Below are 25,472 nucleotides of genomic sequence, written 5' to 3'. Positions count from 1 at the left end.
AGAATATCTGTTCAAATCGATTTCGACAGCATATTCATCACCCGTTTTGTAGTCTGTTCATTCGATTATATAAACAGGTACGGTTTGCCTCAATAAGCCATATGGCGGATTGAAGCGGAGGGCCCGAGACACCTGCGGGAAAAGCGTTAGCCGAAGACCCCCGCAGATGTTGCGCAACGCTTTGCGATGCGCACAGACGCCAGTCTACGTACTGGCGCCGGCTAAGGCAACGCCCGCGGACTAGCGGACGCCGTCACGAAGAACGGCGTCTGTGGCCAAAAGCGACAGCGTTGGCCAACAAGGGCCCGCAGCGGAAAACCGGAGGATTTTATGGAAAAGAAAAAACTGCAGACAAAGGAGTAATATACTCACTTTGTCTACAGTCTGTGACGGGACCATAGGTCCCGTCATTTTTCATGTCCAAAAACAAAAGTTGTTGGAGAGCTTTGAATTAATCGAAATTTCAATTATAATGAACGCATATATATAGAATATGAGTGTTGAACGGATACTTGGGGTTTCCGCCTCTGCGGCAAATTGCCGTCAGCGGGTTCCATATAAACAAAAAAGGGGGTTAATCATTATGAATGCAATTCTGGTTGCCGTGATCGGGCTGGTTGTTTTCGCACTGGGTTACCGTTATTATTCCAAGTTTGTCGCGGAACGCATTTTTCGTCTTGATCCGAACTACATCACTCCGGCACACAAGTACAAAGACGGCGTCGACTTTGTCCCGACAAATAGGTTTGTCTTATGGGGGCATCACTTCACGTCGGTTGCCGGAGCGGCTCCGATCCTCGGGCCGGCGATTGCCGTTTACTGGGGATGGTTGCCGGCGTTCCTATGGGTCATCCTCGGAACGGTGTTTGCTGCCGGTGTCCATGATTTCGGGACTTTGGCGCTGTCTGTCCGGAACAAGGGGCAATCTGTCGGGACCATTGCGGACCGGCTGATCGGCCAGCGGGCCAAAATGCTGTTTTTATTCATCATCTTGATACTTGTCCTGATGGTCAACGCGGTATTTGCCTGGGTGATCTCTAATCTGTTCATCAAGTACCCGGCAAGTGTACTGCCGGTGTTTATCCAGATACCGCTGGCGGTCTGGATCGGATATGCAGTCTATAAGCGGCAAAAGAAAATGCTCATCCCGTCCCTGATTGCGCTTGCGATCATGTACATTGCCGCGGTTGTCGCAAGCCAGGTAAGCTGGCTTCAGGTGGACCTGGTCTCCATGATGGGCGGGCAGGAAGGGGCAGGGCTGTTCGGGCTCGGTGCGGTGTCGTCTGCCTTCTTTATCTGGATCGTGATCCTGATGATCTATGTGTATATTGCCTCGACGCTGCCGGTTTGGAAACTTCTTCAGCCTCGTGACTTCATCAACTCCCACCAGCTCGTCGTCGGGCTTGGCATTTTGTACCTGGGCCTTATTTTCACGAATCCGGAAATCACCGCTCCGGCTGTGCATGCCGCGAATGATGTTTCCTGGTTCCCGCTCCTGTTTATCACCGTCGCTTGCGGAGCAATTTCCGGATTCCATGGTCTTGTGTCTTCCGGCACATCCTCCAAGCAGCTCGATAAAGAAACCGATGCCCGCTTTGTCGGCTACCTCGGGGCGGTCGGCGAAGGGGTCCTGGCGCTGATTTCCATCCTGGCTGTTGTGACACTATTCCCGAGCACTGCAGCATTCACGGAAGCTTACAGCAGTTTTGGTGCAGCCAATGCCGGAGGACTCGGAAACTTCGTGGAAGGTGCTTCCGGCCTTGCGGGAGGACTCGGCATCCCGGCCAGTGTGGCCACAACAATCGTTTCCATTATCATCATCAGCTTTGCTGCAACGACACTCGACTCTTCCGTCCGCCTGATGCGCTATATCATTGCCGAGATCGGCATGGAGTACAAGATGCCTGTGCTTGCCAAAGCGCATGTTGCGACATCAGTGGCCGTCCTGGCCAGTGCGGCACTCGTCCTGATCCCGAAAGGGCCGAACGGCTTCGGGTCCGGCGGCTATCTGCTTTGGCCGCTGTTCGGTACGGCGAATCAGCTGCTTGCCGGCATCAGCCTGATGCTGATTGCCGTCTGGCTAAAGAAACTGGGCAGAAACTACATGGTCGCGCTGATCCCGATGATCTTCCTCTTATTCATGACACTCATCGCCATGTTCCAGCAGGTGTTCTTCGAATGGGCGATGTGGGGCTCCAACTCGAATATGCTGCTGTTTGTCTTCGGTTCCATCATCTTCGTGTTTGCGGTCTGGATCATCCTGACTGCATTTAATGTTCTGACGAGGGGCGTCGACCGGCAATTGCCGGTGGAAGATTAAAGTGTGGAACAGGGGCCGTGCGTACGGTCCCTTTCTTTAATGGAGGTGAAACTGATGGAGCTGACAGAGAAATTAAAGAAGCTGATCCGGTATTATGAGGAAGTGATCAGCCTTCCCCACAAGCGGGAAATCGCGGCAGAACTCCGTGATGAGGATGATCTGTTCCTGCTTCTCCTTTATTCCGAAATGATCGGCATCCCGAATCCGGTCTATTACTATACACTGGAGCTGTACCCGTACATGATCGAGAAGTTCCATGATTGGCATCTCCGGATGGGGATGGAGAAATCTCCGCTAACCGGAATCCGGTGCTGCTGAAGGGAGGATCAGAATGGATGTTCTGAACAAGGAAGTGATCTTCGTCGGTGGAAAGGGGGGGGTTGGGAAATCCACATCAGCAGCTGCGATTGCACTAAGGTCAGCCGCTGGCGGACACAGGACCCTTCTCGTCTCCACCGACCCGGCACATAACACAGGAGATATTTTTGGGAGGAAACTGGACGGGGAGATCACAAAAGTGGCAGAGCGCCTGTCCGCGCTGGAAATCGATCCGGACAAGGAGACCGAGGTCTATATCGGCACGGTGAAGAAGAATTTGAAGGACGTTGTCCACTCCGCCATGGCAGACGAAGTCAACCGTCAGCTGGACACCGCCAAGGCATCTCCCGGTGCCGATGAAGCAGCGCTGTTTGACCGGCTGGTGACCATCCTCCTTGAGGAAAGTGGCCGATTCGATCGGATTATTTTCGACACAGCCCCGACAGGCCACACGATCCGATTGCTGACGCTGCCCGAGCTGATGGGGGTTTGGATCCGGGGTCTGCTGGAGAGAAGAAAGAAGACCAATGAAAACTATTCAGCGCTTCTGAATGACGGGGATCCTGTGGAAGACCCCATCTACGATGTCCTGAGGGAAAGGCAGGACCGCTTTACGAGGGTGAGGGGGATCCTTTTGGATCCCGAAAAAACCGGGTTCATCTTCGTCCTTAATCCTGAACGGCTTCCTATCCTGGAGACGGAGAAGGCGGTGTCGCTTCTTGGCCGGCATCATCTCCATGTCCGGACACTCATTGTCAATAAGGTATTGCCGGAAGAAGCGGACGGGGAATTTCTGCGGGAACGCAGGGTACATGAGCGAGGGTATTTGAAATTGATCGAAGAAACGTTTGAAGAACAGGAACTGATCCGTGTGCCCCTATTCCCGAGGGATATCACTTCGATGGAGGATCTGGAGGCATTCAGTCAACATTTTAAGGCAGGTGGGCAAATTGAAGGCATTCGTTTATGAAGTGGGAGAATGGAAACTGAAAGAGATGGAAGATCCGGTCCCGGGACCGGGCGAGGCGGTCGTCTCGCTCAAAGTATCCGGTCTGAATCGCCGCGACCTGTACATACCCGGCCGCATCGGACCGGACAAGGAAGCGGTTGTTATCGGTTCGGATGGCGCGGGTGTGGTCAGCCGGGTCGGGGAGGGGGTGAGCCGATTCAAGGAAGGTGATGAAGTCATCATCAATCCCGCCCTCGGATGGATGGAGCAGTCCGCTGCCCCTCCCGCAAGCTTCGAAATTCTTGGAATGCCGGACAATGGGACGATGGCTGAAAAAATTGTGTTGCCGGCAGATCAACTGGAGCCAAAGCCTGCGAGCCTGTCGTGGGAAGAGGCCGGCGTCCTGTCGCTTGCAGCCATGACCGGATACCGGGCTCTGGTGACCCGGGGACAGATCGAAGACGGTCAGACAGTGTTTATCCCGGGTGCGGGAAGCGGGGTGGCGACTTACCTGATCCAGTTTGCCAAAGCACTAGGCGCAAGGGTCCTGGTGTCTTCCAGAAGCGCGGATAAGCGCAACAGGGCAGTCGGAATCGGTGCGGATCGCGCCATCGACACGAATGCGGACTGGAAGGAGGAACTGAAAGATGAAACCATCGATCTCGTCATCGACAGCGTGGGGGAGGCAACGTTCAACCGGTCGCTGGAAGTACTGAAAAAAGGCGGCCGTATCGTCACATTCGGGGCAACGACAAATGACCATATCCATTTCGATCTTCGCTCTTTTTTCTACGGACAATATGATCTGCTCGGTTCGACGATGGGGAACCGGGAAGAATTGCGTGCCCTGCTGAAGCTGATGGAAGAAAAGGATATCCACCCGATCGTCGATTCGGTTTATCCCCTGGGGGACATTCTGACAGCCATGGATAAACTGGAGAACAGCACACAGTTCGGCAAGGTGGCCATCCGCATCATGGAATAAAGGAATCGCAAAAGACGCCAAGCCCATTACCGGGCCGGCGTCTTTTCGATGCCGTTCGCATCTGTCGGATGCTCGATGGCAATTCGTGTCAGTTACTTTCCCCGGAGCCATCCGTTTTCACGGAACCTGCCAACGGCTTCAATCCGGTTGCCGACATTCAGCTTGTCGAGGATGGTGGAGATGTAATTCCGCACGGTCCCTGTGGTAAGAAACAGCTCCTCGGCAATCTCCTTGGTTTCTTTGCCTTTTGCAATCAGTTCCATCACTTCGGTTTCCCTGGCGGTCAAAGGGTTCGGATTACTGAAAGCCATATCGACGAGTTCAGGTGCATAGATTTTTCGGCCGTCCACGATCGACCGGATCGAGTCGGCAAGATCTTCGCTCGGACTATCCTTGAGTAGGTAGCCGTCAACATGTGCATGGCGGGCCCGCTCAAAGTAACCGGACCTTGCGAATGTTGTGAGGATGATGATCTTGCACGGGTGGTCCCTTAGCTCATCCGCTGCATCCAGACCGGTCATGAGGGGCATCTCGATATCCATGATGCAGACGTCAGGGTTATGTGCCCTGACGAGCCGGACGGCCTCCGATCCATCAGAAGCCTGGCCGACGACGGTCATATCCTCTTCAAGATCAAGCAGGGAAGCGAGTGCGCCCAGAAGAAGGCGCTGATCTTCCGCAATCACGATTTTGATCATCCGATTCCTTCCTTTCTCCCTTCCTGGATGGCATGCGGCACATCGATCCGCAAGCGGGTGCCGCCGGCAGGCCTGTTGCCTTCCACATGAAGCGTCCCGTTGACAAAGTCCAGACGTTCCCTCATCCCCCGGAGCCCGTTGCCCCGGGAAGGCTGCCCGCTGATTCCGACTCCGTCATCGCATACTTCCAAACGGATGCCAGAAGCGGTTTCCGAAAGCCTGATCGCGCAGGAGGAGGCCCCGCTGTGGCGGACAATATTCGTGACGGCTTCCATCAGGCACATTCCGAGAACATCATCGATCAGCGGGCCGGGTTTGTATCCATCCGGACCTTTGCCGATGGAGGCGTCTATTTCGGCAGCCTCCAAAATCTGTATCGCTCTGGCAAGCTCGACTTCAAGAGTGGTCCCCCGCATGCCGGAAACGAGATCGCGTACTTCCTTTAACGCGGTCCTGGCGGTTTGCCGTACATCTATCATTTCCTTTTCGGCGCGCTCTGCATCTCTGCCGGCGAGCTTCGAAGCAAGATCGCTTTTCATGCCGATCAGCGAGAGTTTCTGCCCGAGTGTGTCGTGAAGGTCCCTTGCAATGCGCTGGCGTTCCTCATGGACGAGAAGTTCACCGATGAGGCGGTTGGCATCCTCCAGCTTTTCTTCCAGCACTTCCTGGCGGTGCCGGTTGTACTGATGGAAAGGGATGAGGATGACGCCGATTACCGACATGATCAGAAATGGATACTGGAATCTGAAAATTTCAGGTTCCGAGAAGATGACAAGGACAAGCGCAGCAACTGACGCCGCTATATTGAACGAGTAAAACAGGAAAAACGGTGTCCGACTTCTGATCTCCCCAATGAACAAAGCAAGGAACAGGAAAAAGTAGATGAACCCGAAAGCGACGGTCATGGTGAAACTGATCAGAATCTCGGTGATCAGGCAGGCATAACGGATCGCCGTATGTTGGCTGTATGAAAACTTATACGCCAAAAAGAATAGGGCGAATAAAACGAGTCCGGTGCCGATTTCCTTCAAGGACATGGTCCTGAAAATGAAAAAGAAAGGCATAATCAAAAAGAGGACCCATGCGTAAATATTGAACCAGCGATTTTTGGGATACAAATGATACCATTTCTGCACGGATGCCTTCAGTCCCATCAGTCTGTTTTCTGCATTATACCAGACTCCGGAAAAGCGGACAGCCGCACCGGTTTGTTCCGGGCGGCTGTTCATTAGGATTTCGTCGCATCCGGCTTATGCCGGCGCATCGCGTCGCCGAGAGCCGCACGTGTGCGTGCAGGTGCAGCCGTCTTCAGTTCACGGAATGTGATGAAGCGCTTGTTCGCTTCGTCAAATAGTTTGAAGCGTAGAGACTCGAGGCTGGTTTTCAGTGTGATGGTCGTCGCTTTCTGCAAGGGCTCGACAGATTCATGTGCTTCTTCGAGCTTATAGTTCGGCACGCGAGGCGCCAGGTGGTGAACGTGATGGTAGCCGATATTTCCTGTGACCCACTGAAGAACGAGCGGTAGTTTATAGTAGGAACTGCCATCGACTGCAGCCTTCACATAATCCCATTCGGACTCGTCTTCGAAGTACGAATCTTCGAACTGGTGCTGGACGTAGAACAGCCAGATTCCGAGCATGCCTCCAACGAACATGATGATGCCCTGGATCAGGAGGAATGCCTGCCAGCCGACGAGCAGCGCGGTTGCCGTGTAGAGGACGATGACCGCGATATTGATGAACCAGGTGTTCCGGCGTTCTTTCGGTTTCGCGTCCTTGCGGTTAAACCGGCCGGATACGAGGAACAGGTAAAGCGGTCCGAAGCCGAACATGACGATCGGGTTGCGGTAGAGGCGGTAACCAAGTTTCTGAAGCGGCGTCGCCGCACGATACTCCTCAACAGTCATGACCCAGATGTCGCCGGTGCCTCGCTTGTCGAGGTTGCCGCTGGTGGCATGGTGGATCGAGTGCTCGCGCTTCCACTTTTCATAAGGGAAGAGCGTCATGATTCCTGTGATGGTCCCAAGTGTGTCATTCGCCTTTTTGTTCTTGAAAAACGAGCCATGGGTGCAATCGTGGAAAATGATGAAAGTCCTGACGAGGAACCCTGCTGCGATGATTGACAGACCGACTGTCAGCCAGATGGAGACCGACAGGCTCATATAGGCCAGTGTCCACAAAATGAAAAAAGGCGGAATGGTATTTAAGATCTGGATGACGCTAGCCTTTTTGTCTGTGGTCTCAAATGGCTTGACGCTTTTTCGGAGCTGGATGGTTTTTTCTCTGCTCATTGTTTGCCTCCCGGATCGTGTTGATGATGTTTCCATCTTAACTGGCCGGGATTTAAGAAAACAGACATAGGTGTAAACAGTTGCACATGACAACTGTCATGGTTGCCCTGCCCGATCCGGGGAACGTAAACTATAAATAGGAAGAATACAGGGGGGATGGGAATGATCGGGCTGGATAAAATCCGGGAAGCGGCAGTCCAAATCAGCGATGTGATCCACCGGACGCCGGTAATGACTTCTTCAGGACTCAATGAACAGACAGGAAATGACATATTCCTCAAGGGAGAACATTTGCAGAAAACAGGTTCGTTCAAAATCCGTGGCGCATCCAACAAAGTTCTGAAAGCCGTACGCGAAGGCGGGCGCCATATGGTGGCCGCATCTTCAGGCAATCATGGCCAGGCGGTCGCTTACATTGCCGGTCAATCGGGAATCAGGGCGACCATCGTGGTGCCTGAAGACGCATCTCCGGCTAAAGTGGCAGCAATCGAATCATACGGGGGACACGTGGTCAGATGCGGCCTCACATCGGCGGAGCGGATACCGGAAGCACTCAGGATTGCCGGTGAAACCGGCGGGGTTTTTGTCCCGCCATACGATGATCCCGACATTATCGCCGGGCAGGGGACAGCAGGCATGGAAATTCTGGCGCAGGTTTCCGGTTGTGAAGCAGTTGTCGTCCCGGTCGGAGGAGGAGGACTTGCAGCCGGAATCCTTTGTGCTGTCAAACAGATGAATCCGGAAGTCCTCGTAATCGGTGTTGAGCCTGAGACCGCCGACGACACCAGGCAGTCCCTGGCAGCCGGAAGGAGGATTGCAATCGGGCCGACCCGGACGGTTGCGGATGGACTGAGAACATCGATCCCGGGGGAAGTGACTTTTCCGATCCTGCGGGACCATCTTGACTGTCTTGTCACGGTGTCTGAAGAGGAGATCAAAGAAGCATGCAGGTTTTTGTTCCGGTATGCCAAGCAGGTCGTAGAGCCGTCCGGTGCGGTATCGGTAGCGGCGCTTCTTTCCGGCAAGTCGGGTCTGCACGGCAAGAAAGTGGCAGCTGTTCTTTCGGGAGGAAATGTTTCGGTCGAGGCATTTGCGGAAATGCTTTAAGCCTGGAATGATCGTGTAGGCACCGGCAACTTCAGTCTCCGACATTTCCGTGACAGCATGCGGTCTCTGTACATGGAGACGGCCCGGCTATGGTACGATCATGGAGAGAAAACAGCAACGCGTTTAGGAGAAAATGCAGTTTGCGAGTAAATGGAAGTATCAATAGGAAGAAGATATGCATACGGAATTTTCCGTTTACAAAGACTGTTTCAACCGGTTGTCTCCACAACAGCGGATTGGTATGAACATTCAGATGCGGTCACAGTCAAACTGAATATGAGTTATTCCAACTTTTGTGACAATGACAGCAATCGAAGAGGGTTCACTAAAGCATGAATCATCTTGCATAGATAAATGCCTTTTTACATTTGACTATGCTTTAAGGAGCAGTGGTACAAATCATGACGAAGGAAATGACAGAGCAGGAGTTTCTATCTCTGATCCGGCCTGGTGATGACCTGGTCGTTCCGATTGCCAATGGGGAGCCGTTCCGTCTTCTGGATATCCTAGAAGCACACGCAGAAAGTTTCAATGGTGTGAGGATTCATCAGATGCATGCGCTCCGGGAACGTCGCTACATCAATGGTGAGTTTGACGGGCACCTGAATCACATTTCTTATTTCCTGAGCGGCGCGACCCGGAAAGCTTACCATAACGGCACCATCGAACTTGTGCCGAATAACTTCTCCGATGTCCCTTATTTGCTGAGGCGGACAACCAAGCTGTCGATGGTGCTGGCAAAAGCGTCTCCGATGGACGAGCATGGATATTTTTCGCTCGGGACAAACGCGGACTATGTGGCCGAGTTCATCGGCAATGTGCCGTTTGTTCTTGAGGTCAATGAAAACATGCCGAGGACGTTTGGTCAGAACCAGATCCACATTAGCCAGATCAAGGGTTTTATCCGGCATGACGAACCTCTCGTTCAAGCGGGAGCCCCTCCGGTCAGTGAGAAGGATATCGCCATTGCCGAAGAAGTTGCGGAGCGCATCGAGGATGGGGATACCATCCAGGTGGGAATCGGCGCGATACCGAATGCGGCCATGTCGATGCTTAAAGACCGTCGCCATCTGGGCATCCATACGGAGATGCTGACAAGCAGTGTGGTCGATCTGTACAATTCCGGTGCGATCGATGGCACAAGGAAAGCGACAAACCGGGGGAAAATCATCTGCACGTTTGCGCTGGGTGATCAGAAATTGTATGATTTCCTCCATGATAATCCGGGGGTTGAATTCCAGCCGGTCCATATTGTGAACAATCCGGCGAGGATCGCACTCGAGGACCATATGGTCTCGATCAACGCCTCCACGGAAATCGACCTGTATGGCCAGGCGGCTTCTGAAACAGTTGCCGGGAAGTACTACTCGCTTAGCGGAGGCCAGGCGGACTTTGCCAACGGCGTCCGTTTCTCCAAATACGGAAAAGGTTTCATCTGCCTTCATTCCACAGCAAAAGATGATACGATATCTCGAATCAAAGTGGCACTTACTCCGGGATCGGTTGTGACCACCTCCAAAAACTCGGTTGGCTCCATCGTTACCGAATATGGGGTTGCCGACCTGTACGGTCAGCCATTTTCGGAAAGGGCGCGGCGGCTCATCTCCATCGCACATCCGAAATTCAGGGAGGAACTGGAGTTTGAAGCAAAAAGAGCCGGTTTCTTTATCTGACATCAGGGAGAGAAGAACATGGGAAAGAGTGGTCTGCAGCCCTGCAGGATGATTGCAGGGGAAGGGGCGCCCGCAAAATGGCGAGATGGAGCGGGCGGTAAAGGGGAATGAGCGTTTACTATCAATTGATTCTGTATCTGCATGTGTTCAGCGCAACACTTTCCATCGGCCCGTTCTTCGTCCTTGTCCCACTGATCGGAAGGATGAAATCTGCGGATGAAAGCGCCCTGGATGTTCAATTGGCGGTTTTCCAATCTGCGGTACGGCTTGTCAAGCACGCCGGGCACCTGCTTGTCCTGTCGGGCGTGTTTCTGATCATTTCATCCGGATACCGTTGGACGACTTCCTGGGTGGCCATGACAATTCTGGTGATGTTGGCATCTGTTGTTTTTCTTGCAAGTGCCTTCAAACCGGTTATCCGGAAAATCAGGCGGAACGAGGCTGACCGTGGCCAGCTTTTAGACGTTTTGAACAGAAAGCTTTGGACTTATATTTTGCTGTTGTTGCTGATGCTTTACTTTATGGTCGTTAAGCCCGATTTTTGGTAAAAGGGGACGGCGGGGATAGTTGACCTCGCCGTCCCCTTTTTGTGTTGAATGAAATGTTTTCAGAAAATTATTGCAAGTACCCTAAAACCTCCATATAATTGAAGCAGAAGGACTTCTTTGCGCAGACACCTGTGGGGTGCGAAATCATCACATAAAGGGGGATGACCAATGAAGAAGAAGTTTTGGCGGCTGGCCGTACTGTCTGTCATCATGCTGGTTCTTTCCGCGTGCGGCGGTGAAGAAGGCAGCGGCGGTGGTGAGAGCGGGGCGAATATCGCAATCGGCCCGCCGGCCAGCGCGACAAATGGCCTTTCCAAGATTATTTTCGAAGCGTACGGCCTGGAGGATGGAGATTATAAGGAATTCCAGGAAGGTTTCGGGGATGCTGCTGATGGCGTACAAGATGGAAACATTGATATTTCGATCGGAATTCTCGGCCTGCCGGCTGCAAGTATCGAAAACCTGCAATCTGCAACAGGTGATGTAAAACTGATCAGCTTATCGGATGAAGCTGTTGCCCACATTGAAAAAAATACGCAATACAAAGCAATGACCATTCCGGCGGGCACCTATGATTTCCAAAAAGAAGAGATACAGACCGTAACGGCTTATGCCATTCTTATGGCTAATACAGATACGATTGATGAAGAGACCGGGTATCAGCTCACCAAAACGATGATTGAGAAGGCAAGTGAAAATACTCATGCCCAGGCGAAAGAAATGACACTGGAAAATGCCCTTAAAGGTTCGGAAGGATTGCCCATCCATCCGGGTGCCAAGCGCTATTACGAAGAACAAGGGCTGACCGTGGAAAATCCCGTTGCAGAAGTAAAGGCCGACGGTTCCAAGAAAGAGCTGGTTCTGGGCACAGGAAGCCAGGGCGGTACTTATTATCCGCTCGGAGGAGAAATGGCCACCATTTGGAATCGGTCCGTCGACGGGATCAACATCACCAATACGGAAACAGGGGCATCCATTGAAAACATGGCGACAATCCGGGACGGCAATATGGACCTCGGTATGACCGTGCATGAGACTGCTCTGTTCGCGGTAAATGGAGAACAGGACTTTGAAGACAATAGTGTTCCGAATGCGGCGTTTATCGGCCATATCTATCCCGAAGTCGTTCAGATTGTTACGCGGGAAGCAAGCGGAATCTCTGGATTTGAGGATCTGAACTAAGTAAAGGGGAAGACAAAGAGGAGGTTGATAGCCCTCTTTGTCTTCTTTCTTGAAAGGAGGAAGAAGGGATGGGAATCAAAGGGCAACAAGTGGACGCCCGTGAAGTGCTCGAAAAGTACGATCGGGAAAGCCATGTAAGGACCAATCTCGGGATATGGGCATGGATTGTCACTTTTTTGGGGGTTGCACTGACCGTTTTCCATCTCTATACAGCTTATTTCGGGATTTTGCCGTCCCAGAAGCAGGGCGCTGTCCATTTGGGTACTGCGTTGGGAATCATCTTTCTGCTGTTTCCGGCTAAAGCCGGCATTCAGAAAAAGCAAAACGGGGTTCCGTGGTACGATGTGTTTCTGGCCTTTACGGCCATGTATGTCACATACCATAAAATTTTCTTTTTCGATTCGATTCTGCAGAGCAGGATTTCAGGTTACAGTACACCTGATGTGATTATATCAGTAGTCGGCATCCTTCTCGTTTTGGAGGCGACGAGGCGTACCGTCGGGCTGCCTATTGTCGTTGTGGCTTCACTGATGATTGTGTATGCGGTGTTTGGAAAATACGTCCCGACCCAGATCCTTTCCCATGCGGGTTTCTCATTCGAACGCACATCGACAAACTTGTGGTACAGGGAGAGCGGCGTATTCGGAACGCCGATCCAGATTTCCGCGAAGTTCATTTTTCTGTTTTTGTTCTTCGGAGTCATGCTTGTCCATACGAAAATCGGTCAATTCTTCAATGATGTAGCTTATTCTTTGACGGGCAGGTTTACAGGAGGGACGGCAAAAGCCGCAGTGACGGCAAGTGCACTTCAAGGGATGATTTCGGGAAGTTCTGTCGGCAACACGGTCGCTTCCGGTTCGTTCACCATCCCGATGATGAAGAAATCAGGTTTTAAGCCGGAATTTGCTGCTGCCACGGAAGCGTCCGCCTCAACCGGCGGGCAAATCATGCCGCCGCTTATGGGAGCCGCCGCTTTTATCATGATGGAATACCTCGGAGTCCCTTATACGGATATCATGGCTGCTGCAGTCATTCCGGCAATGCTTTATTTTTCGGGGATTTTTATCGGCACACACTTTGAAGCGAAACGGCTCGGCATAAGCGGGATGCCGAAAGAGCAGCTGCCGATCCTTAAACGCCTTATGATCAAAGACGGCTACATGCTCCTGCCCCTAGTCGTCATCATCGGCACGATCCTCATTGGATTTACACCGCAGCGCGCAGCGCTGTATGGCATCCTTTCTGCATTCTTGGTAAGCCTGATCAGAAAAGACACCCGGATGTCCCTCCAAGGCACAATCCGTGTTCTGGAGGAGGGCGCCCGCGTGGCTCTACCTGTCATTGCTGCCGTGGCAACTGCTGGCATCATCGCCGGAGTAGTCAGTATGACCGGTCTCGGATCCAAGTTCGCGGCAGGAATCATTGCCTTGGCAAACGGATATTTGATCTTGGCACTGATTTTCACGATGATCGCCTGCATCGTTCTCGGAATGGGCCTTCCAACGACCGCCAATTACGTGGTCACCGCAACGATTGCCGCTCCCGCGCTGATCAATGATTTTGGAGTAGCTCCGATTGCGGCCCATATGTTCGTTTTTTACTTTGGGATTGTGGCAGATATCACACCGCCTGTCTGCCTCGCAGCCTACGCAGGGGCCGGCATTGCGAGGGCCAATCCGTTCAAGACAGGCGTGACCGCAGTGAAGCTTGCCATCGCGGCATTTATCATACCGTATATTTTTGTATATAACCCGATCTTGGTCGGTGTTGACGCAACCTTCGTCGGCATATCTATTGCGATTCTGACGGCGCTCATCGGTATGGCGGGGGTAAGCAGTGGGCTGGTCGGATATTTCGTCAGCCATTCCAATTGGCTGGAGAGAGTGACCCTGATCGTTGGCGGACTGTGCCTCATTGATCCGACCATGATCACGAATATTGTTGGCGTTCTCCTGATTGCAGCAGTTTGGGCGATTCAGCGAAAAAAAGAATCAGAGAATCGGCCGCCGCGATTGATATGAATTAATCTTGCAATAGAATAGAGACGCACCAGTTGACAAGCAAAAAAGCTCTCCTCGAAAAGACAGGGTATTCCTGTCCCGCTACCGAGGAGAGTTTATTCTGTTGGGTCAGATAAGATTCCTCACCCGGCAAAAGGATGAAACCATTTCCTGGGCAATATTTTGCTTGTTCCCGGCTTTTATCCGATTTCCAAAGCTCCCCTTGAATTCTGCAAAGTCCGGGGTGAAATGGAGAGCAGGCTCCTACAGGTCTGCAAGAGCCGGTTGTGCACCACTGTCGGCCGGTGAAGGGAGGATCGATTTAGTGTTAAAGGTCAGGCAATTCCGATCAGAATCAACATCAGCACTGGGAAGATTTAAAAGAACAGATTTAAGATCAGGTAGCAAATGGCTGCGAGCAGACCAACGCTCGGCATGGTGATGATCCAGGTAAGCACGATTTTTCGGGCTACACCCCATTTGACCCCCTTTACCCTCTGCGCGGAACCGACACCCATGATGGCAGAGGAAATGACATGGGTGGTACTGACCGGCAAGTGGATAAGTGTCGCACCGAAGATAACCGAAGCGGAGGCGAGGTCGGCTGCCGCCCCGTTGACCGGTCGGATTTTCATGATTTTTCCTCCCACCGTTTTAATAATCCGATAACCTCCGATCGATGTGCCCAATCCCATAGCGGTTGCCGCAGATACACGAACCCACATCTGGATGTCATCGGTGGTCTGCCAGCCGACAGCAATCAATGCCAAGGTAATGATTCCCATCGTTTTCTGGGCATCGTTCGTTCCGTGGGTAAATGCCTGCAAGGCAGCGGTGCCGACCTGTAACCTCCGGATTCGTTGATTTGTCGTCATCAATGTGGCTCGCTTGAGGATAACTTTAAACAGGGACATGACGAGAAAGCCCATCGAGAGTGCGATCAGCGGCGAAAAAATCAGAGCCTGAAGAATTTTGACGAAACCGCTATAGTTCAGACTGTTAAAGCCGGCCGCTGCAATGGCGGCCCCTGCAATAGCGCCGATAATGGCATGGGATGAGCTTGACGGAATTCCAAAGTACCAAGTGATCAGGTTCCACGCAATCGCTGCAATAAGTGCAGCCAAGATGACAACAGCCCCGTTGGATAAGGCGAACGGATCGACGATATCCTTTGTGATCGCCTTGGCAACTCCTGTAAACGTGATGGCTCCGATAAAGTTCATACCTGCAGCCATCATTACGGCGGTCCTGGGAGGAAGAGCTCTGGTCGAGACAGAGGTGGCAATTGCATTGGCCGTATCGTGGAATCCATTGATGAAATCAAAGGCCAAAGCAAAGATGACAATCAATATGGTGAGAACAACCAGTAAATCCATTTGCCGGCCTCCAGTCCCTATGCGTTGCGCATAATAATGGTTTCTATCGTATTGGCGACGTTCTGGCACTCGTCAGCAATATCTTCAAGTTGTTCGTAAATATCTTTGAATTGAATGATTCGGATCGGATCTTTTTCTTTTTTAAACAAATCTTTGATGGAAGAGCGGAGCACGTCATCGCATTTACTTTCGAAATCTTTGATCAGCACAGCGTGTTCGTGCATCTCCGTCAATTTTTTGTGCTTCAGTTTCTCCATCGCTTTCACGATTTCGTCTGCACTTTGCCGGATATAACGGAGGAACGTGTTCATCGCCTCATCAATCTCGGCGAGAGCGAACATATCAAAGTGGGCGATGCATTCCTCGATTCCATCGAGAACATTGTCCATGCTGTTTGCCAGAGCCAGGATGTCTTCCCGTTCAATCGGAGTTATAAATGATTTGTTCAGCATGACAATCAGTTCATGAATGAGTTCGTCGCCATCTGTTTCATACTTCTTCATCGTTGTACTGATTTCCGGCAGATCGTTCAACGATCTGATCCGGAATTCATCTGCATAATGAGTGGCTTGCTGGACATTCAGCGATATCCTGGCCAACAAATCGAAAAACGGATCGTTCTTTTTCCGCCCGAACATTCGATCCCTCCTAGGTTGTTAAAGAAGCCTTCATTTGCCATACAAAAGAGTTATACCCGTTCTGTATCGGATTCAGATGTAAAATCGGGAAATGATGGAGCAGCCATGACTCCGTATGTTGTGGGAATATGCATAAAAATGCGAGCAACGGAGATCTGCCGCTTGCCGCGTTCAGAGTCCTGTTCCTCGCTGATCGTACGTTATCCGGTTGGTCGTCCATGTGCATGAATATCAGAGGGATCTGTCGTCTACCGCGTCGAGCCATTCGATGATCGGACCCATGACAGATTCAATGCAGCCGTCTTCGAACGGTGACAGCAAATTGGCTTCCTTTATGAGTTCAGTAAACGGCAGGGAACCGCCGAGCCGGCAAAGGTGCAGATAATCCGCCCATGCCGCCTCCCGTTCTTCCCGGGACCGCTTCCAGAATTGCAATGCGCAAATCTGGGCCAGGCAGTAATCGATGTAGTAAAACGGGATCTCATAAATATGAGCTTGGCGCTGCCAGAAGCCGCCTTCCTCAAGATACTCGAGCCCCTCATAGTCACGGTGCGGCAGATATTCGGATTCGAGTTTTTTCCAGGCGGCTTTCCTGTCGGCAGGGGTCATTCCTGGATTTTCGTAGATCATGTGCTGGAATTCATCGACAGCCACTCCGTATGGCAGGAATAACAGGGCGGAGCTGAGGTGGCTGAACTTATACTTTTCTGTGTCATCTTCGAAGAATTGATCCATCCATGGCCAGGCGAAGAATTCCATGCTCATCGAATGGATCTCTGCAGCCTCGCTGGTCGGCCAAATATACTCGGGCACCCCGATGTTCCTGCTGGAATAAACCTGAAACGCGTGGCCCGCCTCGTGGGTCAGTACATCGATGTCATCGGAAGTCCCATTGAAATTCGAGAAGATGAACGGGGAAGCGTAATTATCGATATACGTGCAGTAGCCGCCGCCTTCTTTGCCTTTTTTCGCAATCAGATCCATTAGGTGCCGTTCGAGCATGAACCCGAAGAACTCAGAAGTTTCGGGTGAAAGCTCATCGTACATCTTTTTCCCGTTTTCAATAACCCAATCCGCATCGCCTTTGGGAATCGCATTGCCGGTGATAAAGTTGAGCCCTTCGTCATGGAAGGTGAGGCGGTCCACACCGATACGTGACGCCTGCCGCTCGTACAGACGGGTGGCAAGCGGCACGATGTGTGTCTTTACCTGTTCCCGGAAGTTTTTCACCATCTCCCGATCATAACCGATCCGGTTCATTCTCAGGTAGCCGACCTCGACGAAGTCCTGGTAGCCGAGAATACGGGCAATCTGGTGACGGACTTCCACCAGTTTCTGGTAAATTTCGTCAAAGTCGTTTTTGTGTTCTGCGAAAAAGCCGAACCTCGCTTCATTGGCGGCTTTCCGTGTTTTCCGGTCTTTTGATTGTGTGTAGGGGCCGAGTTGGGCAAGCGTGAGCGTTTTACCGTCGAATTCAATTTGAGCCGAGGCGATCAGCTTTGCATACTCGGAGGCCAGCTTGTTTTCTTGTTGGAGAAGGGGAATCGCTTCCGCCGAGAATGAGCGGATCTTCTGGTCGGCAATGGTGAATAGCTGGGTCCCCCAGCGTTTTTCAAGCTCTTCCCGGAACGGGCTTTTGACGAGTTCTTTATAGAAGGCTGTATTCAGCTCATCAAATTCAGGCCCGATTTCATTGAAGTAATCCCGTTGCTTTTCGTAATAGGCATCGCTGGTGTCGATGGAGGAGCGGATATACACCAGATTGGATGCGGTGGTGAAGTTATTGGCCAGCCTGTTGAGTTCCCGGATTTCAACGTCTTGGACATTAGCCGAATCGGCTTGCCGGAATCGGGCAAGATGTTTGTTCCACTCTGTTCTGAGCAACTCCATGTCAGGACGTTTGTATTCATAGTCTTTGAATGTGGTCAACACAACCACTCCCTCTTGATAAATGTCTTCTTTTCCATTTTTGATGAAAGGGAGAGAAATTGCAACGCCAAATTGGCGAGCGATTCCGAAAAATACGTCCAAAAAAATCCCCTCCGCAGAGACGGAAGGGAGGCTCAAGCCGTTCAGCTATAAAGTGCCAATGCATTCATAAGAGTAGCCTGTGTTTTGATGCCGCGGAACTCGATACCAAGTTGCACGGCTGTTTGGGCGATTTCCGGGCGGATGCCGGAAAGAATGGCTTCCACTCCGATCAGCCGGAGTGCATCGATCAGCTGGAACAGCTGATGAGCTACCATGGTATCGACAATCGGAACGGCCGACAGGTCGATGAAAAGCATATCGAGCTTTTGCTCGGCCGCCTGTGCAAGGCTGGTTTCCAGAATGACGCGAGCGCGGTATGTATCAATGTCGCCGACCAGCGGCAAAATCCCGATGCCGCGCTTGACCGGAATGACCGGGCTGCTCAACTCAGTAATCATTTGCTGCTGGGATGTAAGAATGTTCTTATGTGCTTCTTCAAAATGCCGGGCGAAGTTTTCCATGATGAAATCGAAGGCATCATTGACGAGGTTGCTCCAATAGAACGCGTCTTCAATCGTGAAGCTCTGCTTTTCAGACATGATATATCTTTTAACACAATTCCAATAATCCGTCCGGATTACCCGGAACTGCGAAATCGTCTCATGCATCGTCACGCCGCTTTTCACCCAGTCCGTAGCGACTGATTCCGACCATTCATCGATATGTAATTTAAAATCTTCATCCTTTTCGATGAAAATACGGCTGACCTTTTCAATCAGCTTATCATGCTGCAAATGCAGTTTACCTTTGTCGCCTTTGTCAAAGACAGAATCCGCTCCGCCGCCTGCACTTTGATCAATCCATTCTTTTGCCAATTCATCCTTCCTGCCGATGATATACTCGTAGATGTCCTCCCGCTTACCCACACTATAACAACCTTTCGTATTGTATTTACCGATCGTCCTATATCCGTTTCTTATTTTAAAGGAAGGGAGACGGCGATGCACGGGAAAAGGTAGGAGTAATGTCTTTTCCAAAGGGCGGGTTACCGTTATAATGTTAACTGAAAAGAATTCTCAGCCGGATTTCAAATAGGAGTGAACTATGTTGGAAAACGAACAAGAAGTGTTTGATATAACAATCGTAGGCGCGGGTCCAACCGGACTTTTCGCTTCCTTTTACGCGGGCATGCGGGAAATGAAGGTCAAGATCCTGGACAGCCTTCCGCAACTGGGCGGCCAGCTTTCGGAACTTTACCCGGATAAATATATTTACGATGTCGGGGGCTTTCCGAAGATTCTGGCGAAAGATCTTGTTGCCAACCTTTCCGAGCAGGCGCAATACGGCAAACCTGAGATCTGCCTCGGTGAAACAGTGTTGGCAGCAAACCGGGACGGAGATCTGTTTGTCATCGAGACGGACAGGGGTGTCCATTATTCACGCACGGTTCTCATCACTGCCGGTGTAGGGGCGTTTCAGCCGCGCAAACTGAATGTCGAAGGCGCTGAAAGATTCGAAGGAAAAACATTGCACTACGGCGTCAAGGATCTGTCCGGATTCAAAGGGACGGAAGTTCTTGTATGCGGAGGAGGCGACTCCGCAGTGGACTGGGCGCTCATGCTTGAAGGAGTTGCGGACAAAGTGACACTTGTTCACCGCCGCGAACGCTTCACGGCCCATGAAACAAGTGTCACAAAGCTGCATGAATCGACCGTCCGTGTCAAGACCTCCCATAATGTCAAAATTCTGCAGGGGGAAGAAGGACGGCTGGATGAAGTCGTGCTGGTCAGCAAGGAAGGCGTTGAAACGAATCTCCATGCGGATCATGTCATCGTCAACTACGGTAACGTCTCTTCCCTTGGACCGCTCAAAGAGTGGGGGCTGGAAATGGACAAAAACTCGATTGTCGTCAATACCAAGATGGAGACGAATATTGAAGGGATTTATGCAGCAGGCGACGTAACCACCTACGAGGGCAAAGTCAAACTCATTGCCGTCGGTCTCGGAGAGGCCCCGATCGCCATCAATAACGCGAAGGCCTATCTGGATCCGAAGTCCCGTGTGCAGCCGCTTCACAGCACTTCTGTATTCAAATGACGGGCTGGGAACAGGCAATGGCGATCATCCGTTACATTCGGACCGAGCGCTCGATCCGGCGATTGCAACAGCGGGCAGAAGACGTGGAATGTGAATTGATCCTGACGGAGAATGCGGTCATTTCTTCGGAGCGTGAATTTCCACTGGCGAAAGTCTGGGATATGAGTTCACGTGCAGCGACAAGCCGCTGCTGGTTCCTGTACCTTCATACGGATGAAGGGGTGTTCGCCTTCAGGACAGAGGAACAGCCCGAAGGATTCATCGGCATTTACAAAAGCATGAAAAAGTAAAGGCGGTTTCGGCTTATCATATGGGGAAACTCCTCGAAAACGCTTCGCATATTCCCTGCGAAGCGTTTTTCATGTTTGCCGTTAAGTTTTCGCACAGGATGATTGCCGGGGGACGCTCCCGGGATTCGGAAGAGTTGCATAGACGATTTCAGGTGTCAGTGATTCCCTGGAGTGGTTGGGCTGTTATGGGCGCAAGATGACGGTAGCGAGGCTGTCCATCAGATCATTTTCATCCGCATTGACCAATTCTAAAAACAACTTGAGTTCCTTGCCGCATATTCCCGCTACACATCCGCTTCTATTTTTGTTATATTGGGGAGTGGCATTTTTAATTTTAAAGGAGAAAGGGAATGGTGTCGGATTATGGGAAAATTCACACACAGAGTCCTCTTGTATTATAAATACGTGCCGATGGAGGATCCGGAAACTTTTGCACAGGAACATCTTGCATTTTGCAGGGAACTTGGGCTAAAAGGCCGTATCCTTGTGGGCAGTGAAGGCATCAACGGAACGTGCTCAGGCACGATTGAGCAAACACAGAAATACATGGATGCCATGCATGCGGATGAACGGTTCAGCGATATGGTGTTCAAAGTGGATGAGGCGGAAGGCCATGCATTCAAAAAGATGCATGTCCGCCACCGCAAGGAGATCGTTAACCTCAGCCTTGAGGAAGATGTCGACCCAAACGAACTGACCGGTGAATACTTGGAGCCGGAAGAGTTTCTTGAGCAGATGCAGCGTGATGACGTCGTTGTTCTCGATGCACGTAATGATTACGAATATGACCTCGGCCACTTCCGCGGCGCAATCCGCCCTGAAGTTGAGACATTCCGCGAATTACCCGACTGGGTCCGTGAAAACCGTGAGAAGTTTGAAGGCAAGAAGATTCTGGCCTACTGCACAGGCGGAATCCGCTGTGAAAAGTTTACGGGCTGGCTGAAGCGTGAGGGCTTCGAAGATGTGGCGCACCTTCATGGAGGTATTGTTACTTACGGAAAAGACCCTGTTGCGAAGGGACAGCTCTGGGATGGACAGTGCTATGTATTCGACAACCGTATCGCCGTGCCGGTCAACCAAGTGGAGCATGTGGTCGTCGGCCGTGACCACTTTGACGGGACGCCTTGTGAGCGGTATGTCAACTGCGCAAATCCCGAATGCAACAAAAAGATGCTCGTTTCCGAAGAGAACGAACTTCTCTATCGCCGCAGCTGCTCTGATGAGTGCCGTGAACACCCCCGCAACCGTTACTTCCTCGAAACCGGCATGACGGAAGCAGAATGGCAGGAGAAAGTCGACGAACTCCAAGCCCAGAAGGCATGACGTAGGACCCGCGCTTTGGCGCGGGTTTTTTGGTGTCTGCTTTACCTTGGAAAATCGGCAACTGTTGTTTCTTTCCATGCTATACTGGAGAAGTTGATTCAAATCTGGAAGGATGGAAATGGCTTATGGAATGGAGAAATATATACCGCGGTCTTCTGATGGGCATCAGTGACCTGATTCCAGGAGTGAGCGGAGGGACAATCGCGCTGATTCTTGGGATTTATGATCGGTTACTGTCTGCCATCAGCGGATTTTTCAGTAGGGAATGGAAAAAGCAACTCTTGTTCCTGATCCCTCTCGGTGTGGGAATCGGAACCGCCTTGCTTCTTTTCAGCCGGCTGATTGATTACTTGCTTACTTATCATATCGTTCCGACTCAATTCTTCTTTATTGGCCTGGTTCTCGGAGTGTTGCCTTTTTTGTCAAGGGAAGCGGGGATGGCACGGAATTTTGGGCCTCTTCACTATGTGCTTCTTGCCGCAGTCGGAATTTCGCTTGCCGCCACTGCTTTCCTGAGCCCGGCCGAATCCGAACCGATCCGTGAGTTGAATGCAACCAACGCACCCGGCCTGTTCTTCGCCGGCTGGCTAGGCAGCATGGCGATGCTGTTGCCCGGAATCAGCGGATCCTTCGTCTTGTTGTTGCTAGGTGCTTATTCAACGGCAATTGCGGCACTGTCCGATCTGAACCTTCCGATCATTGCGGTGATCGGAGCAGGAGTCGGTGTCGGCTTTATTATCAGCAGCAAGGTCATTCACTATTTGCTCAGCAGGATACCGACCGTGATGTATGCAATCATCATCGGTCTGATTGCGGGTTCGGTGTTCGTCATTTTTCCGGGGCTTCCTGGAGATTTCCTCACAGGACTCATCAGCCTGATCACATTCCTTGCGGGACTGGCGTTGACAGCGGTAATCGGCAGGGAAGGAAAGAGTTTGGATATTCGGTGAATTCTGACGGAGAACGGTTCGTGCACTTGCACGGGCTGTTCTTTTTATGTATAACAGTTAAAAGTATGAGAAGGGGGAGGGAATTGCGTTGTGCGGAAGGTTTACGCTATACATCCCTTACGAAGAGCTGATTGCGAGATTCGGGATCGGCCGTACATTCGAAGAGGGAGAATATTTGCCGAGCTACAATATTGCCCCGACCCAGAAGGTGGTTGCCGTAATCAATAACGGCCGGGAGAACCGGATGGGCAAACTGCGCTGGGGACTTATTCCAAGATGGTCGAAAGAGATGAAAATCGGCAGCCGGATAACCAATGCGCGTGCAGAAACCTTGGAAGAAAAGCCGATTTTCCGGCAGGCGTTCGAGCGGCGCCGCTGCATCATTCCGGCCGACTCGTTTTATGAGTGGCAACGGGAGGGGGAGATCCGCAGGCCGATGAGGATCAGGCTCAAGGATGAACCTGTGTTTGGCATGGCGGGACTATGGGACACCTGGGTATCCCCGGCCGGCGAGAAAGTCCATACCTGTACAGCCATCACCACAAAGCCGAACCGTCTAATGGAAAGGATTCATGACCGGATGCCCGTAATTCTGAATCCGGCACACGAAGCAGAATGGCTGGCACCGGATAACCGGGATACAGGGTCACTGAGCCGCATGCTCGTTCCTTATGATGCAGATAAAATGGAAGCCTATGAAGTTTCGCCCGAGGTGAACTCGCCTAAAAACAACGGGCCTGAATTGATCGTGCCGTTTTGCTGAACTCCAATTAAACGTTTTAGCACTCGCTAAATAATACATCGAGTTTCCACTGTCAAAATCAAATAAATATTAGTATAATAGACTCAATAAAAACAGAATAATGAGTCTTTCGGTCGGTTCCAGCGGCCTCAATACGAGATATTCATAACGAGAGCGGGATGTGGAATGAAGAATAAAGAGCTGTTCCAGGCAAACAAAGGCGGATACCTCTATATGGTGCTCCATATCGATAGCGGCCATTATTGCATGGTTGCAAGCGATGAAAAGGAATCCCTCAGATTCCCTTCATCATTGGATGACTCTGTCTATGACAGCGCGCATTTTAAGGATATTCCGCTTTTCATTGAGAGGGTCCGCAACGCACATGGCGGCGAAGAATTTGTTCCCTTTTCTGTGAGGGGAAGAGACGATTCCAAGTGCCCGATGTATGTGGAGAACTTTGAACGGATTGATGAACAACATGTGTTATTGAGGGCGATCCCAATAAGGAAAGAACCTATTGAGATCGGGCCGGACAGTCCATCAACAACCTGGAGCAGCCCTTTTTTTGAATTTATGGATGAAGCGGCGGTTCTTTTGAGAACCAATGGCGAAGTGATGAAAATTAACTTATCGTTCACGAAGGAATATGGTTGGACAGAGGATGACCTTGTAGGAGGCATCCTGCCGTATGTGCCGAAGGATTTACAGGAAGAGTTCGAGGTGACGCGGAACCGGCTGTTGGCAGGGGAGAGGAAAATCGTTCTTGAGACCGTGCGCCTGAAAAAAAACGGAACCCGTGTGCCGGTCAGTATCCGGGCGTACCCTGTTTATGATAGTGAAGGCCATCTGGCTGCCGCAGCCGCCATGATCGTCTCCAAAGAATCGGCAGCAAACACACAATCACTGATTCAACTGCAGGAGCGGATCATCAAGGACCGGGACCAGCTCATTGTCGATATTATGGAAAATACTGACCTGGGTGTCGGCCAGTACGATTTTATCCATCATCGCTTTGTTTATTTGAGCCCGGCAATAAAAAGTTTGTTCGAGGTTGAACTGAACGAGATTTATGCCGATTGCATGGCTTTTCAAAAACATATTCATCCAGATGACAAGGGAAATATGGTGGAAGCGCTCTGCAATCCCGGTTCGGGTGAAATGGAATATCGGATCATGGTACCCGGCAAGGGACTCAAATGGTTGCGTACGAAGTCGGTTCCGATTTGCAATAGTGAAGGACGTATTCTTCGGCTCATAGGGTTCACGCAGGACATCACCAAGCAGAAATTCTCGGAAGAAGTCAACTTAAAATGGGAAAAACTTGGGATGGTCGGCCACTTGGCCGCCGGCATTGCACACGAAGTGAGAAACCCCCTGACATCGGTAAAAGGGTTCATGCAGCTGATGGACGAGACAGATTCAGCGGGAACATACATCGACATCGTCATGGACCAGTTGGATCGTATCGAACAGATTGTCGATGAACTGCTGATGCTCGCTGAACCCCATCAGGGTGACGAAATGAGAGCGGCCGATCTGAAGCGGGTCCTTCTGGAAGTCAGCCGTGTCCTCAGGGCTGAAGCGCGAATGCACAATTGCGAGATCCGTTTCAGGGTGCCGGACACGGAGCTTCCAGCCATCTGCAAAATGGATGAAATCAAGCATGTCATCATCAATTTGGTGAAAAACTCGATTGAAGCGATGCCTGATGGAGGGACAATCCATCTTGCGGCCTGGAATAGCGGAGAGGGTCCAGTCGTCGAAGTCAGTGATGAAGGGATCGGCATTCCTGAGGAACGGTTGCCGCGTCTGGGTGAGCCCTTCTATTCAAATAAAGAGAAAGGCACCGGCATGGGACTCATGAAAAGCTTCAAAATCATTGAGCGGCATGGAGGCACAATTGAGTTTGAAAGCGAGGAAGGAAAAGGCACGACGGCAAGAATCCGGCTGCCGCGCGTGAAGGAATCTACTCCTTTATGACTGATCTATTAATAGAGTGTAATAATATGTTT

At 51.3% G+C, this 25,472-nt stretch carries 22 protein-coding genes; 15 read left to right on the top strand and 7 right to left on the bottom strand.

From position 1 onward, the window contains the following. Positions 1 to 583: 583 nt before the first annotated feature. Genes BLT01_RS08710 through BLT01_RS08695 form a run of 4 tightly spaced genes read left to right on the top strand, consistent with a single transcriptional unit; the run spans position 584 to position 4,572 of the window. Positions 584 to 2,320: a carbon starvation CstA family protein gene (locus BLT01_RS08710; RefSeq protein WP_092097192.1), complete on the top strand. Its 1,737-nt coding sequence runs from the start codon at positions 584 to 586 to the stop codon at positions 2,318 to 2,320. Positions 2,321 to 2,374: 54 nt separating this feature from the next. Then, positions 2,375 to 2,638, top strand: coding sequence for a cory-CC-star protein (locus tag BLT01_RS08705; RefSeq protein ID WP_092097189.1), 264 nt, complete (start codon positions 2,375 to 2,377; stop codon positions 2,636 to 2,638). 13 nt (positions 2,639 to 2,651) lie between these two features. Then, on the top strand, positions 2,652 to 3,608 hold the full coding sequence (locus BLT01_RS08700) for an ArsA family ATPase (RefSeq protein WP_092097186.1): 957 nt from the start codon (positions 2,652 to 2,654) through the stop codon (positions 3,606 to 3,608). Further along, positions 3,589 to 4,572 carry a zinc-binding dehydrogenase gene (locus tag BLT01_RS08695; protein ID WP_092097183.1) on the top strand — a complete coding sequence of 328 codons (984 nt, stop codon included), beginning with the start codon at positions 3,589 to 3,591 and terminating at the stop codon, positions 4,570 to 4,572. The genes BLT01_RS08700 and BLT01_RS08695 overlap by 20 nt, the downstream gene beginning before the upstream one ends. A gap of 92 nt (positions 4,573 to 4,664) precedes the next feature. Here BLT01_RS08695 and BLT01_RS08690 read toward each other — a convergent pair whose 3' ends face one another. The 3 genes from BLT01_RS08690 to BLT01_RS08680 all read right to left on the bottom strand — a co-directional run bounded on the left by BLT01_RS08690 (position 4,665) and on the right by BLT01_RS08680 (position 7,560). After that, positions 4,665 to 5,270 carry a response regulator transcription factor gene (locus BLT01_RS08690; RefSeq protein ID WP_092097180.1) on the bottom strand — a complete coding sequence of 202 codons (606 nt, stop codon included), beginning with the start codon at positions 5,268 to 5,270 and terminating at the stop codon, positions 4,665 to 4,667. Then, positions 5,267 to 6,424 carry a histidine kinase gene (locus BLT01_RS08685; RefSeq protein ID WP_446652251.1) on the bottom strand — a complete coding sequence of 386 codons (1,158 nt, stop codon included), beginning with the start codon at positions 6,422 to 6,424 and terminating at the stop codon, positions 5,267 to 5,269. The genes BLT01_RS08690 and BLT01_RS08685 overlap by 4 nt, the downstream gene beginning before the upstream one ends. 74 nt (positions 6,425 to 6,498) lie before the next feature. After that, the gene (locus BLT01_RS08680; RefSeq protein WP_092097177.1) at positions 6,499 to 7,560 is read right to left on the bottom strand and encodes a fatty acid desaturase; all 1,062 of its coding nucleotides are present in this window, start codon (positions 7,558 to 7,560) and stop codon (positions 6,499 to 6,501) included. 162 nt (positions 7,561 to 7,722) lie between these two features. Between BLT01_RS08680 and BLT01_RS08675 the strand changes: the two genes are divergently transcribed. The 5 genes from BLT01_RS08675 (at position 7,723) to BLT01_RS08655 (ending at position 14,091) form a co-directional block, all read left to right on the top strand. Next, positions 7,723 to 8,667 (top strand): threonine ammonia-lyase, encoded by a 945-nt coding sequence (locus BLT01_RS08675; RefSeq protein ID WP_092097174.1) that lies wholly within the window; start codon positions 7,723 to 7,725, stop codon positions 8,665 to 8,667. A 401-nt stretch (positions 8,668 to 9,068) separates the two neighbouring features. Further along, positions 9,069 to 10,340, top strand: coding sequence for an acetyl-CoA hydrolase/transferase family protein (locus BLT01_RS08670; RefSeq protein WP_092097171.1), 1,272 nt, complete (start codon positions 9,069 to 9,071; stop codon positions 10,338 to 10,340). Between the two features lie 107 nt (positions 10,341 to 10,447). Then, on the top strand, positions 10,448 to 10,888 hold the full coding sequence (locus BLT01_RS08665) for a DUF2269 family protein (RefSeq protein WP_092097168.1): 441 nt from the start codon (positions 10,448 to 10,450) through the stop codon (positions 10,886 to 10,888). A gap of 168 nt (positions 10,889 to 11,056) precedes the next feature. Further along, positions 11,057 to 12,070 carry a TAXI family TRAP transporter solute-binding subunit gene (locus tag BLT01_RS08660; protein WP_092097165.1) on the top strand — a complete coding sequence of 338 codons (1,014 nt, stop codon included), beginning with the start codon at positions 11,057 to 11,059 and terminating at the stop codon, positions 12,068 to 12,070. 68 nt (positions 12,071 to 12,138) lie between these two features. Further along, complete coding sequence (locus BLT01_RS08655; RefSeq protein WP_092097162.1) at positions 12,139 to 14,091, top strand: TRAP transporter permease; 1,953 nt, start codon at positions 12,139 to 12,141, stop codon at positions 14,089 to 14,091. Between the two features lie 356 nt (positions 14,092 to 14,447). On the opposite strand, the gene BLT01_RS08650 is transcribed toward BLT01_RS08655, so the two are convergent. The 4 genes from BLT01_RS08650 to BLT01_RS15500 form a co-directional block, all read right to left on the bottom strand. After that, positions 14,448 to 15,446: an inorganic phosphate transporter gene (locus BLT01_RS08650; RefSeq protein ID WP_092097160.1), complete on the bottom strand. Its 999-nt coding sequence runs from the start codon at positions 15,444 to 15,446 to the stop codon at positions 14,448 to 14,450. Positions 15,447 to 15,463: 17 nt separating this feature from the next. Beyond that, positions 15,464 to 16,084, bottom strand: a complete 621-nt coding sequence (locus BLT01_RS08645) for a DUF47 domain-containing protein (protein ID WP_092097158.1) — start codon at positions 16,082 to 16,084, stop codon at positions 15,464 to 15,466. A 231-nt stretch (positions 16,085 to 16,315) separates the two neighbouring features. Continuing rightward, entirely contained in the window at positions 16,316 to 18,013 is a 1,698-nt protein-coding gene (locus tag BLT01_RS08640) for a M3 family oligoendopeptidase (RefSeq protein ID WP_092097204.1), read from the bottom strand. Between the two features lie 143 nt (positions 18,014 to 18,156). Next, positions 18,157 to 18,981, bottom strand: coding sequence for an STAS domain-containing protein (locus BLT01_RS15500; protein WP_092097155.1), 825 nt, complete (start codon positions 18,979 to 18,981; stop codon positions 18,157 to 18,159). A 178-nt stretch (positions 18,982 to 19,159) separates the two neighbouring features. On the opposite strand from BLT01_RS15500, the gene BLT01_RS08630 reads away from it, so the two are divergent. From BLT01_RS08630 to BLT01_RS08605, 6 genes are all read left to right on the top strand, one after another. After that, positions 19,160 to 20,152, top strand: coding sequence for an NAD(P)/FAD-dependent oxidoreductase (locus tag BLT01_RS08630; RefSeq protein ID WP_092097153.1), 993 nt, complete (start codon positions 19,160 to 19,162; stop codon positions 20,150 to 20,152). 17 nt (positions 20,153 to 20,169) lie between these two features. Beyond that, complete coding sequence (locus BLT01_RS08625; protein ID WP_092097150.1) at positions 20,170 to 20,442, top strand: hypothetical protein; 273 nt, start codon at positions 20,170 to 20,172, stop codon at positions 20,440 to 20,442. A gap of 363 nt (positions 20,443 to 20,805) precedes the next feature. Next, a complete protein-coding gene (trhO, locus tag BLT01_RS08620; protein ID WP_092097147.1) occupies positions 20,806 to 21,765 on the top strand; it encodes an oxygen-dependent tRNA uridine(34) hydroxylase TrhO in 960 nt (319 codons plus the stop codon). Positions 21,766 to 21,890: 125 nt separating this feature from the next. Further along, positions 21,891 to 22,715: a DUF368 domain-containing protein gene (locus BLT01_RS08615; RefSeq protein ID WP_092097144.1), complete on the top strand. Its 825-nt coding sequence runs from the start codon at positions 21,891 to 21,893 to the stop codon at positions 22,713 to 22,715. 88 nt (positions 22,716 to 22,803) lie between these two features. Further along, positions 22,804 to 23,478 carry an SOS response-associated peptidase gene (locus BLT01_RS08610; RefSeq protein WP_092097141.1) on the top strand — a complete coding sequence of 225 codons (675 nt, stop codon included), beginning with the start codon at positions 22,804 to 22,806 and terminating at the stop codon, positions 23,476 to 23,478. A 165-nt stretch (positions 23,479 to 23,643) separates the two neighbouring features. Continuing rightward, positions 23,644 to 25,440 carry a PAS domain-containing sensor histidine kinase gene (locus BLT01_RS08605; protein WP_092097138.1) on the top strand — a complete coding sequence of 599 codons (1,797 nt, stop codon included), beginning with the start codon at positions 23,644 to 23,646 and terminating at the stop codon, positions 25,438 to 25,440. Positions 25,441 to 25,472: the final 32 nt, after the last annotated feature.

This window comes from Bhargavaea beijingensis, assembly GCF_900101985.1.
Lineage (GTDB): Bacteria > Bacillota > Bacilli > Bacillales_A > Planococcaceae > Bhargavaea > Bhargavaea beijingensis.
The sequence above is the reverse complement of the archived record's forward strand: the minus strand, read 5'-3'. Positions and strand labels throughout refer to the sequence as shown.

What these genes read in the sequence shown, in the direction of transcription:
- BLT01_RS08690 (WP_092097180.1), bottom strand. Translation starts at nt 5,270, where the DNA reads ATGATCAAAATCGTGATTGCGGAAGATCAGCGCCTTCTTCTGGGCGCA.
- BLT01_RS08670 (WP_092097171.1), top strand. Translation starts at nt 9,069, where the DNA reads ATGACGAAGGAAATGACAGAGCAGGAGTTTCTATCTCTGATCCGGCCT.
- BLT01_RS08685 (WP_446652251.1), bottom strand. Translation starts at nt 6,424, where the DNA reads ATGGGACTGAAGGCATCCGTGCAGAAATGGTATCATTTGTATCCCAAA.
- BLT01_RS08625 (WP_092097150.1), top strand. Translation starts at nt 20,170, where the DNA reads ATGGCGATCATCCGTTACATTCGGACCGAGCGCTCGATCCGGCGATTG.
- BLT01_RS08700 (WP_092097186.1), top strand. Translation starts at nt 2,652, where the DNA reads ATGGATGTTCTGAACAAGGAAGTGATCTTCGTCGGTGGAAAGGGGGGG.
- BLT01_RS08655 (WP_092097162.1), top strand. Translation starts at nt 12,139, where the DNA reads ATGGGAATCAAAGGGCAACAAGTGGACGCCCGTGAAGTGCTCGAAAAG.
- BLT01_RS08665 (WP_092097168.1), top strand. Translation starts at nt 10,448, where the DNA reads ATGAGCGTTTACTATCAATTGATTCTGTATCTGCATGTGTTCAGCGCA.
- BLT01_RS08645 (WP_092097158.1), bottom strand. Translation starts at nt 16,084, where the DNA reads ATGTTCGGGCGGAAAAAGAACGATCCGTTTTTCGATTTGTTGGCCAGG.
- BLT01_RS08650 (WP_092097160.1), bottom strand. Translation starts at nt 15,446, where the DNA reads ATGGATTTACTGGTTGTTCTCACCATATTGATTGTCATCTTTGCTTTG.
- BLT01_RS08605 (WP_092097138.1), top strand. Translation starts at nt 23,644, where the DNA reads ATGAAGAATAAAGAGCTGTTCCAGGCAAACAAAGGCGGATACCTCTAT.
- BLT01_RS08615 (WP_092097144.1), top strand. Translation starts at nt 21,891, where the DNA reads ATGGAATGGAGAAATATATACCGCGGTCTTCTGATGGGCATCAGTGAC.
- BLT01_RS08680 (WP_092097177.1), bottom strand. Translation starts at nt 7,560, where the DNA reads ATGAGCAGAGAAAAAACCATCCAGCTCCGAAAAAGCGTCAAGCCATTT.
- BLT01_RS08710 (WP_092097192.1), top strand. Translation starts at nt 584, where the DNA reads ATGAATGCAATTCTGGTTGCCGTGATCGGGCTGGTTGTTTTCGCACTG.
- BLT01_RS08675 (WP_092097174.1), top strand. Translation starts at nt 7,723, where the DNA reads ATGATCGGGCTGGATAAAATCCGGGAAGCGGCAGTCCAAATCAGCGAT.
- BLT01_RS08705 (WP_092097189.1), top strand. Translation starts at nt 2,375, where the DNA reads ATGGAGCTGACAGAGAAATTAAAGAAGCTGATCCGGTATTATGAGGAA.
- BLT01_RS08660 (WP_092097165.1), top strand. Translation starts at nt 11,057, where the DNA reads ATGAAGAAGAAGTTTTGGCGGCTGGCCGTACTGTCTGTCATCATGCTG.
- BLT01_RS08630 (WP_092097153.1), top strand. Translation starts at nt 19,160, where the DNA reads ATGTTGGAAAACGAACAAGAAGTGTTTGATATAACAATCGTAGGCGCG.
- trhO (WP_092097147.1), top strand. Translation starts at nt 20,806, where the DNA reads ATGGGAAAATTCACACACAGAGTCCTCTTGTATTATAAATACGTGCCG.